Source organism: Paenibacillus sp. 598K (genome assembly GCF_003851045.1).
Lineage (GTDB): Bacteria > Bacillota > Bacilli > Paenibacillales > Paenibacillaceae > Paenibacillus_D.
Window position 1 is genome coordinate 34,944 of record NZ_BFBX01000003.1, and the last position, 9,648, is coordinate 44,591.

Genomic DNA, 9,648 nt, shown 5'->3' on the forward strand with positions numbered 1-9,648 from the left:
ATGGGCAAGATAGCCTTCGTCTTCCCCGGCCAGGGCGCGCAAGCGGTCGGCATGGGGAAGGATGCATATGATACGATCGAAGCGTCGCGGCAGGTCATCGATCGCGCCGATGCGGCGCTTGGCTTCCCGCTGAGCGAGCTGATCTTCAATGGCCCCGAGGAGCAGCTGAAGCAAACGGCGAACACCCAGCCAGCCTTGCTGGCGGTCAGCGTCGCGCTGCTCGAGGCTTTCAAGGCTCGAGGCGTCCAACCGGACTTCGTGGCCGGGCATAGCCTCGGCGAGTATAGCGCGCTCGTCGCGGCGGGCGCGATCTCGTATGAGGACGCGCTGCGCACGGTGCGGGCGCGCGGCCAATTCATGGAGCTGGCTGTGCCGGGCGGCGCAGGCGCGATGGCGGCTGTGCTCGGCGCCGAGCGCGCGGCGCTGGCGGAGCTGTGCGCGACGGTCAGCCGCGAGAGCGGCAGCGTCGAGCTGGCCAATGTCAACTGCCCGGGCCAGATCGTCGTCTCCGGCACCGCGTCCGGCGTCGCGGCGGTCGTCGAACGCTGCAAGGAGGCCGGCGCGAAGCGGGCGATCCCGCTGGAGGTGAGCGGACCGTTCCATTCATCGCTCATGCAACCGGCGGCGGACCAACTGCGCGAGGTGCTGGCAGGGCTGAGCCTGCAGGATGCGGTCGTACCAGTCGTCGCCAATGTGACTGCCGCTCCCGTCACGGAGGCGGAGACGATCCGCCGTCTGCTGGCCGAGCAGGTCGTCTCGCCGGTGCTATGGGAGGATAGCGTCCGTTATCTGCTGGAGGCTGGCGTTGACACCTTCGTCGAGATCGGCTCCGGCACGGTGCTGACCGGTCTGATCCGCAAGATCGACAGATCCGCGCGAGTCGTCAGCATCAACAGCGTTGAAGCGATCGAGACTTATACTGGGTAAGTCCCACACTTAATCTAGAGGAGGTGCCGTTATGTTCGCAAGCTTGCAAGGCAAGTCGGCGCTCGTCACCGGCGCTTCGCGCGGCATCGGCCGCGCCATCGCGCTCGCGCTGGCCGAGGCTGGCGCTGACGTTGCGGTCAATTATGCGGGCAGCGAGGCTGCTGCCGCCGAGACGGTCCAGGCGATCGAGGCGCTCGGCAGACGGGCGGTCGCGTTCCAGGCCAACGTCGGCAAGCCGGCCGAATTCGAAGCGATGACGAAGCAAGTGATTGAAGCGTTTGGTTCTTTGGATATACTGGTTAATAATGCAGGGATAACGAGAGACAATCTGCTCATGCGGATGAAAGAGGAAGAGTTCGACCAGGTCATCGAGACGAATCTGAAGGGCGTCTTCAACGGCATCAAGGCGGTGACGCGTCCGATGATGAAGCAGCGCTCGGGCCGGATCATCAACATCTCCTCGGTCGTCGGCGTGCTCGGCAACCCGGGGCAGGCGAACTATGTCGCGGCCAAGGCGGGCGTTATCGGCCTTACTAAGTCGGCGGCGCGCGAGCTGGCTTCGCGCGGCATCACGGTCAACTGCGTCGCTCCGGGCTTCATCGAGACCGATATGACGGACAAGCTCTCGGACGAGATGCGAGAGTCGTTAGGCGCTCAGATCCCGCTGGCCCGTCTCGGACGGCCCGAGGATATCGCGATGGCGGTACGATTCCTCGCCTCCGACGCAGCCGCCTATATGACCGGTCAGACCGTCCATGTCGACGGCGGCATGTACATGGGCTGATTGGGCTTTTTGAACAACCTCAAGATTCCTTTTTCGGTCGTATGGCATTTTATCTTCAATTCTCGTATAATACCAAAGAGGAGGTGAACCGGATGTCCGATGTATTTGATCGCGTAAAACGCATCGTCGTTGACCGCCTTGGCGTTGACGAAGCTGAAGTAGCACTGGAAGCATCTTTTAAGGATGACTTAGGCGCTGATTCTCTCGATGTTGTAGAATTGGTCATGGAACTCGAAGACGAGTTCGACTTGGAGATCTCTGATGAAGATGCAGAGAAGATCACCACTGTGGGAGAAGTAGTGAATTACATACAATCTCATACGTAAGATTAGCAGAGTCCCGCGACACAATAGCGGGACTTCTCTCCATCTACACGACGTTGAAGCAGCGCATCATTTAGGGAACGCAAGGCATTGGAGCCTTTTTATAAATAGAATGCACCTAATGGTCAGATATGTGGCTTAGAAGCGGATTTGACGAAGCGGACGAAGCTAACGGAAATCTGCAGCTTGGCGAGCGGAGGGCGGCGCTTGACGCGTTCTCTGTACGGGTAAGCGTCATATGTGACCGTTAGCCGAACGAGCGATCGATATTTCCGGCGCCAAGCGTCATTTCTGACCGTTAGGCGCGGCGTATGGCAAGCGCTTGCTGTATGCAAGCGACACCTAAAGATGGACTTTATACTAATGCAACCTGTAGGGGTGATATGTTGTGAAGCAGAGAGTAGTAGTTACCGGCATGGGCGTCATGACCTCGCTCGGGCACGAGATCGATGCGTTCTGGGGCAATCTGCTCGAAGGCCGCTCCGGCGTCTCGGAGATCGAAGCGTTCGACTTCTCCGAATATCCGACTCGCATCGCAGCCGAGATCAAGAACTTTAATCCCGAGGACTTCGGAATCGACAGGAAGGAAGCGCGGCGGATGGACCGGTTCGTCCAGTTCGCGGTCGTCGCCAGCCAGGCGGCGCTGCGCGACTCTGGCATCGAGATCGGCGGCAACGTGGACGCCGAGCGGATCGGCGTCATGATCGGCTCCGGCATCGGCGGACTTGGCACCTGGGAGGATCAGCACAACCTGTTGCTCGAGAAGGGACCCAAGCGGGTAAGCCCGTTTTTTATCCCGATGATGATCGCCAACATGGGCTCCGGCCAAGTGTCGATGAGCACAGGCGCGAAGGGCCCTAACAGCACGGCGGTAACGGCCTGCGCGACGGGGACGCACTCGATCGGAGACTCTTACAAGCTGATCCAGCGCGGCGAAGCTGATGTGATGATCTGCGGCGGCGCAGAGGCGACGATCCGGCCGACCGGCATGGCAGGCTTCTGCTCGATGCGGGCGATGTCGACCCGCAACGACGAGCCGGAGAAGGCCAGCCGGCCATTCGATACCGGACGCGACGGCTTCGTCATGGGCGAGGGCGCTGGCGTGCTCATCATCGAGTCGCTGGAGCATGCGGTGGCGCGCGGCGCGCGCATCTATGGCGAGATTATTGGCTATGGCATGAGCGGCGACGCGCATCATATGACCGAGCCTGATCCGGACGGTGCGGCACGTTGCATGAAACGAGCGTTATTGGACGCTGGCATCGAGTCGGAGGCGGTCGATTACATCAACGCGCACGGTACGTCGACGCCAGTCGGCGACCGCTCGGAGACGACGGCGATCAAGCGCGCCTTCGGCGAACATGCCTACAAGGTTGCGATCAGTTCGACCAAGTCGATGACGGGCCATCTGCTCGGTGCGGCTGGCGGCGTCGAAGCGGTCATTCTGGGATTGACGCTCAGTCACGGTATTATCCCGCCAACGATCAACCTGGAGGACCAGGATCCCGAGTGCGATCTGGACTACGTGCCCAACGTGCCGCGTCAGGCGGACGTGAAGGTAGCGATGTCCAACTCCTTTGGGTTCGGCGGACATAACGCGACTATCGTGATGAAGAAGTATGAAGCATGATCATTTTGGCTTGCTTCAGCAAAAGCTGCAACTGACGTTCGAGCGACCGGGATTGCTGAAGCAGGCGTTCACGCATACCTCCTATGTCAATGAGCACAAGCACGGCTCCGCCAAGGACAACGAGCGGCTGGAGTTTCTCGGCGATGCTGTGCTGCAATTGCTAGTCTCGGAATATTTGTACGGCGCGTATCCGAAACGCCCGGAAGGCGAGCTGACCCGGATGCGGGCTTCGATCGTCTGCGAGCCTTCGCTTGCCAGATTCGCCGAGCTGCTCGGCTTTGGCGAGTATGTGTTGCTCGGACGCGGCGAGGAGCAGCTCGGCGGACGTCATCGACCGGCGCTGCTCGCCGATCTGTTCGAATCGTTCGTCGGCGCTTTGTATCTCGATCAGGGGTTGGAGGCCGTCCGGAGGTTCCTTGCGTCGCGCGTCTTCCCGCATATCGAGAACGATGGTCCGATGCTGGTGAAGGACTTCAAGTCCAAGCTGCAGGAGCATGCGCAGCATCAATCGCTCGGCAGCGTCGAATATCGGGTGCTAGAGGAGCGCGGACCGGCACATGACCGCGAATTTATCGTCGAGGTGTATGTCGGGCAGGAGCGCTGGGGGAACGGCAGCGGCCGCACCAAAAAAGAGGCCGAGCAGCAAGCGGCTTCCGAAGCTTGGGAGCGGCTGACTGCGGGGAGCTAATCGTTCATGGATGATTGACAACGCGAGCCGCGCGGTACCAAACACACGCAACGCAAGCAAGCGAAGGTCCCGGTGCTCCGGGGCCTTCGCTTGCTTTGTAGGAATGAATTGGTTTTTGCGCGCATTGGACGATGCTAGCCACGGCTCATTGCAGAGCGGTGAGTCGGTTGCGCTTGCTTGCACGCGGGATAGGCTATGTCGGGGGCAGCCCGGTTATGGTACAATAGCTGGTGAGGTGAAGGTACGACTATGTTCCTGAAACGTATAGAACTGGCAGGCTTCAAATCGTTTGCCGACCGGACCGAGCTGGAATTCGTGCCCGGAATTACCGCCGTTGTCGGACCAAACGGCAGCGGCAAGAGCAACATCTCCGACAGCATCCGCTGGGTGCTGGGGGAGCAATCCGCCAAAAGTCTGCGCGGCGGCAAGATGGAGGATGTCATCTTCGCCGGCAGCGACGCCCGCAAGGCCGTTGGGTATGGCGAGGTGTCGTTGACGCTGGACAATACCGATCAAGCGTTGCCGCTCGAGTTCAACGAGGTGACGGTAACCCGGCGCGTCCACCGCAGCGGCGACAGCGAATATCTCATTAACAAGCAAGCTTGCCGCTTGAAGGATATTACGGAGCTGTTCATGGATACGGGGATCGGCAAGGAAGCCTATTCGATCATCGGCCAAGGTCGGATCGAGGAGATTCTGAGCACCCGTTCCGAGGACCGCCGGGGCATATTTGAGGAAGCGTCAGGCATCGTCAAATATAAATCGCGCAAGCGCGAAGCGCAAAAAAAGCTCGACGATACGGAGCAAAACCTGCTCCGCATCCACGATCTCGTCTCGGAGCTGGAGGATCAGGTAGGGCCGCTCCGCGAGCAGTCGGAGAAGGCGATCCGCTACAAAGCGCTGCGCGAGGAGCTGAGGATCAAGGAAATCTCGCTCTATGTGCATCAGATCGAGGAGGTGCACAAATCCTGGAACGAAGCGTCGGAGAAGATGAAGAAGCTCGAGGAGGAGCAGCTCGCGCTCCAGGCGATCGTCGGCAAGCACGACGCCCATCTGGAGAAAGAACGGCAGCAGCTCAGAGAGGTCGAGGAGGCGCTGGAGCGGCTGCATGCTGACATGCTCCGTTATAGCGAGGAGTATGAGAAGTCCGAGGGCTACGGCGAAGTGCTGAAGGAGCGCAAGCGCAATCTGCAGCAAAACCGGACGCAGCTGGAGGAGACGGCAGCTGCCCACGATGAGCGAATCGTCGCACTGACTGCTGAGGAGGCAGCGTTCCGTGCCCAGGCGGCCGAGCTCGAGGCAGCGCTCGGCGGACTGCGCAGCCAGCTCCATGCGGAGGAAGCGAGACTCGCCGGCGTCGCGGGAGAAGCCGGCAGCACGGCGGAGGAGTCGCTGAAGGGCGAACTGCTCGAGGTGCTGAGCGCGATGGCGCAGCTGCGCAATGAGATCCGCTACGCGGAGCAGCAGCAGGAAGCGGTGCAGCGCCGCGTCGAGCGGCTCGGCGGCGAGGAGACGAAGTGGCAGGAGCAGCATGCGAAGCTGCTCGGCCGCCGCAAGGATCTCGAGCGCCGGCTGCAGAGCACGCTCAAGGAGCTGGATGGCCTGCGCAACGGCTACATCGGCGAGAGCGAGCAGCTGCAATCGCTGCAAAAGCTGCTGGAGGAGGCGCAGAGCGCCACACGTAAATGGGAGCAAAAGCAGGATGCGCTAACCTCCAGACGCGATACGATGAAGGAGATGCAGCAAGACCTCGATGGCTTCATGCATGGCGTGCGCGAGGTGCTGAAGGCGGCGAGACGGAACCAGAACGGCTTGCAGGGCGTGCACGGCGCAGTCGCCGAGCTGATGACGGTGCCCGAGCGCGTCGAGGTAGCCGTCGAGACGGCGCTGGGCGGAGCGCTCCAGCATGTCGTCATGGAGGACGAGCGTTCGGCTCGGACGGCGATCGGCTTCCTGAAGCAGCGTCAGCTCGGACGGGCGACGTTCCTGCCGCTCGATGTCATCCGGCCGCGTCAGCTGCCGGAGCAGGATAAGCGGATGGTGGAATCGCTCGAAGGGTTCGTCGGCGTAGCTGCCGAGTTGGTGAGCTGCAACGACCGTTACCGCTCGATTATCTACAATCTGCTAGGCAATGTGCTGATCGCTGAGACGCTGGAGCAGGCGAACCGGATCGCTTCGCGATGCGGCTACCGATTCCGCGTCGTCACGCTGGAGGGCGATGTCGTCAACGCTGGCGGCTCGATGACAGGCGGCAGCTTGCAGAAGAAGGGCGCCAATCTGCTCGGCCGCAGTCGTCAGATCGAGCAGCTCGATCGCGATATCCGCGAGACTGCGGAGCAACTGACAAGAGTGAAGGACAAGATGGACGATATCCGCAAGGAGCTGTCGATCCGTAACCAGAATCTGGAGGAGCTGCGCAGCCGCAGCGAGCAGGCACGAATCGCCGAGCAGCAGCTGCGGGCCGAGCTGCAGCAGCTCGATCACGAGTCGCGGCATCTCGAGGAGCAAAAACAGCTGTTCGTCGAGGACCGGCAAGGTCATGCGACGGAGCAGGAGGATCTCGCGGCTGCGGCCGATACCGCGCGTCAGCGGCTCGCGCAACAGACGCAGGAGGAGGCGCGGCTGCAGGAGGCGATCCGGCAGGCCGAAGCGATGCGCAAGGCGAGCGAGTCGGCCAAGGAGCAGCTGCAAGGGCAGCTGACCGACATGAAGATCCGGGTCGCCAAGACCGAGCAAGAAAAACATTCCTGCGAGGATCAGGCGGCGCGTGTCCATGCCGAGATGACTCGTGCCAAGCAGGAGCTCGCGTCGGTGCGCGGCTTGCTGACCAATCAGCAGGAGGAGCGCGAGCGGCTCGAGCGGGAGTCGGTGAGCCAGACCGAAAGTCTCAATCACAACCGTCTGAAGAAGCAGGAATGCGCCGAGCAGACGGACTTCAAGCGAGCGGCGCGCGCCGAGCTGGTCCGCCAGCTGGAACAGGGCGAGAGCGAGACCAAGGAGCAGCGTATCCAGCTCCGTCAGGTCGAGGAGCGGCTGCGCCAGACCGAGATCGCGGCCAATCGGCTCGATGTCGAGCTCGACAACCTGCTGCGCAAGCTGAGCGAGGAGTACGAGCTGAGCTTCGAGCTGGCCAAGGAGCGCTACCCGGTGCCGGAGGACGTGCCAACGGCCCAGCAGGAGACGCGCGAACTGAAGCGCGGCATCGCCGCGCTCGGCGAGGTCAACCTCGGCGCGATCGACGAGTATGAGCGGGTTAGCGAGCGCTATGAGTTCCTCAATGAACAGAAAAACGATCTGATCGAGGCGAAAACCACGCTCTATGAAGTCATACGCGAGATGGAGCAGGAGATGGGACGGCGCTTCCGCACTGCCTTCGAGGCGATCCGCAGCCACTTTAGCGTCGTCTTCACGAAGCTCTTCGGCGGCGGTCGCGCCGACCTCGTCCTGGTCGATCCGGAGCGAGTGCTCGACACCGGCATCGACATCGTCGCCCAGCCTCCTGGCAAGAAGCTGCAAAACCTGCAGCTGCTCTCCGGCGGCGAGCGGGCGTTGACGGCGATCGCACTGCTTTTCGCCATTTTGCAGGTGAAGCCGGTGCCGTTCTGCGTGCTCGACGAGGTCGAGGCGGCGCTAGACGAAGCCAATGTCGCCCGCTTCGCGCAGTATTTGCGCGAGTTTTCGGGACTGACCCAATTCATCGTCGTCACCCATCGCAAAGGAACGATGGAGGAGGCGGACGTGCTCTACGGTGTCACGATGGAGGAAGGCGGCGTCTCCAAGCTGGTCTCTGTCCGGCTGGAGGACGAGGAGGCCGTATCCGCGTAATCGATAGACCAGCGTAGCAACAGACCAAGGAAGGAAGTAGAGAGATGAGCTTTTTTAAACGGCTGAAGGAGAGCATCGCCAGCAAGACCGAAGCGGTGACATCGGCATTCAAGGAAGGCTTGACCAAAACCCGTACCGCCTTCGTCGAGAAGGTGGAGGAGCTAATCACTCGCCGCAAAAAAATCGACGAGGAATTTTTTGAGGAGCTTGAGGAGATCCTGATCGGCGCCGATGTCGGCGTCAATACGGTGATGCAGCTGATCGACGATCTGCGCACGGAAGTGAAGAAGCGCAAGATCGAGGACGCGGCCGAGCTGCAGCCGGTGCTCTCGGAGAAGCTGGTGGAGATGCTGCGCGGTGTAGAGGACCCGCAGCTCAAGATGGCGGAGAGCGGCATGACGGTCATCCTGTTCGTCGGCGTCAATGGCGTCGGCAAGACGACGACGATCGGCAAGCTGGCGCATCGCTTCAAGAGCCAGGGCAAAAGCGTGCTGCTGGCGGCGGGCGATACGTTCCGGGCAGGCGCGATCGAGCAGCTCGAGGTATGGGGGCAGCGCGTCGGCGTCGATGTCATCAAGCAGCATTCCGGCGCCGACCCGGCTGCGGTCATGTTCGATGCCGTCAAGGCGGCCAAGCAGCGCGGCGTCGACGTCCTGCTCTGCGATACGGCGGGACGGCTGCAAAACAAAAACAATCTGATGGAAGAGCTGAACAAAATCTTCCGCGTCATCCAGCGCGAGGTGCCAAGCGCGCCGCATGAGGTGCTGCTCGTCCTCGATGCGACGACAGGGCAGAATGCGATGAGCCAGGCCAAGCTGTTCGGCGAGAAAAGCGGCGTCACCGGTCTGGTGCTGACCAAGCTGGACGGCACCGCCAAGGGCGGTATCGTAATCGCGATTCGCAATGAGCTGAATTTGCCGGTGAAGCTGGTTGGGCTCGGTGAGAAGATGGGCGATCTCCAGCAGTTCGATTCCGAGCAATTCGTACACGCCCTGTTCGCCGGCTTGATTCAGAAGGAAGCCGAAGCCGAGGTGTGATCGGGGGCGAAAGACCGTCCGTTTCGGCTATGACAAGCTGACAAGGTTCAACGCTTGACACCATGTGCTGCATGAGGTAGAATAAGATTCGTTGCACAGGTGTCAAGCATTGGAGCTTTACACCTGCGATCCAAGTACGGAACAGGGAGGACTGGCAGTGACAGCTGAACCGGGAGCCCTTGCAAAGACGAATCGCGTCAATTTATTGTTTGATTTTTACGAGCCGCTGCTGACTGAGAAGCAGCAGACGTTTCTTCGATATTATTATCACGACGATTTCTCGCTGGGCGAGATCGCGGCAGAGTTCCAGATTAGCAGACAAGCTGTCTACGAGCATGTGAAGCGGGCCGAGGGCGCGCTCGAGAGCTACGAGACGAAGCTGGGTCTGCTGGCGGGTCACGAGCGCGAGCAGCAGTGGCTGACGCGGCTGGCGG

8 protein-coding genes are annotated in these 9,648 nt (G+C 61.0%); all 8 read left to right on the forward strand.

What is annotated here, in order from left to right:
* Window positions 1-927, forward strand: coding sequence for an ACP S-malonyltransferase (gene fabD, locus PA598K_RS00945; RefSeq protein WP_128655037.1), 927 nt, complete (start codon window positions 1-3; stop codon window positions 925-927).
* 31 nt (window positions 928-958) lie between these two features.
* Window positions 959-1,711: a 3-oxoacyl-[acyl-carrier-protein] reductase gene (gene fabG, locus PA598K_RS00950; RefSeq protein ID WP_128655038.1), complete on the forward strand. Its 753-nt coding sequence runs from the start codon at window positions 959-961 to the stop codon at window positions 1,709-1,711.
* Between the two features lie 92 nt (window positions 1,712-1,803).
* A complete protein-coding gene (acpP, locus tag PA598K_RS00955) occupies window positions 1,804-2,037 on the forward strand; it encodes an acyl carrier protein (protein ID WP_020615324.1) in 234 nt (77 codons plus the stop codon).
* A 385-nt stretch (window positions 2,038-2,422) separates the two neighbouring features.
* A complete protein-coding gene (fabF, locus tag PA598K_RS00960) occupies window positions 2,423-3,664 on the forward strand; it encodes a beta-ketoacyl-ACP synthase II (RefSeq protein WP_128655039.1) in 1,242 nt (413 codons plus the stop codon).
* Window positions 3,654-4,352 (forward strand): ribonuclease III, encoded by a 699-nt coding sequence (gene rnc / locus PA598K_RS00965; RefSeq protein WP_128655040.1) that lies wholly within the window; start codon window positions 3,654-3,656, stop codon window positions 4,350-4,352. The genes fabF and rnc overlap by 11 nt, the downstream gene beginning before the upstream one ends.
* 249 nt (window positions 4,353-4,601) lie before the next feature.
* Window positions 4,602-8,177: a chromosome segregation protein SMC gene (gene smc / locus PA598K_RS00970; protein ID WP_128655041.1), complete on the forward strand. Its 3,576-nt coding sequence runs from the start codon at window positions 4,602-4,604 to the stop codon at window positions 8,175-8,177.
* Between the two features lie 44 nt (window positions 8,178-8,221).
* The gene (ftsY, locus tag PA598K_RS00975; protein WP_128655042.1) at window positions 8,222-9,214 is read left to right on the forward strand and encodes a signal recognition particle-docking protein FtsY; all 993 of its coding nucleotides are present in this window, start codon (window positions 8,222-8,224) and stop codon (window positions 9,212-9,214) included.
* A gap of 157 nt (window positions 9,215-9,371) precedes the next feature.
* Window positions 9,372-9,648 (forward strand): YlxM family DNA-binding protein (gene ylxM / locus PA598K_RS00980; protein ID WP_128655161.1); only part of this gene is annotated, 277 nt, incomplete at its 3' end.

Bases quoted from the DNA above. Each gene is read 5' to 3' on its own strand.
- rnc (WP_128655040.1), top strand. From the start codon at position 3,654: ATGAAGCATGATCATTTTGGCTTGCTTCAGCAAAAGCTGCAACTGACG.
- smc (WP_128655041.1), top strand. From the start codon at position 4,602: ATGTTCCTGAAACGTATAGAACTGGCAGGCTTCAAATCGTTTGCCGAC.
- fabD (WP_128655037.1), top strand. From the start codon at position 1: ATGGGCAAGATAGCCTTCGTCTTCCCCGGCCAGGGCGCGCAAGCGGTC.
- ftsY (WP_128655042.1), top strand. From the start codon at position 8,222: ATGAGCTTTTTTAAACGGCTGAAGGAGAGCATCGCCAGCAAGACCGAA.
- acpP (WP_020615324.1), top strand. From the start codon at position 1,804: ATGTCCGATGTATTTGATCGCGTAAAACGCATCGTCGTTGACCGCCTT.
- fabG (WP_128655038.1), top strand. From the start codon at position 959: ATGTTCGCAAGCTTGCAAGGCAAGTCGGCGCTCGTCACCGGCGCTTCG.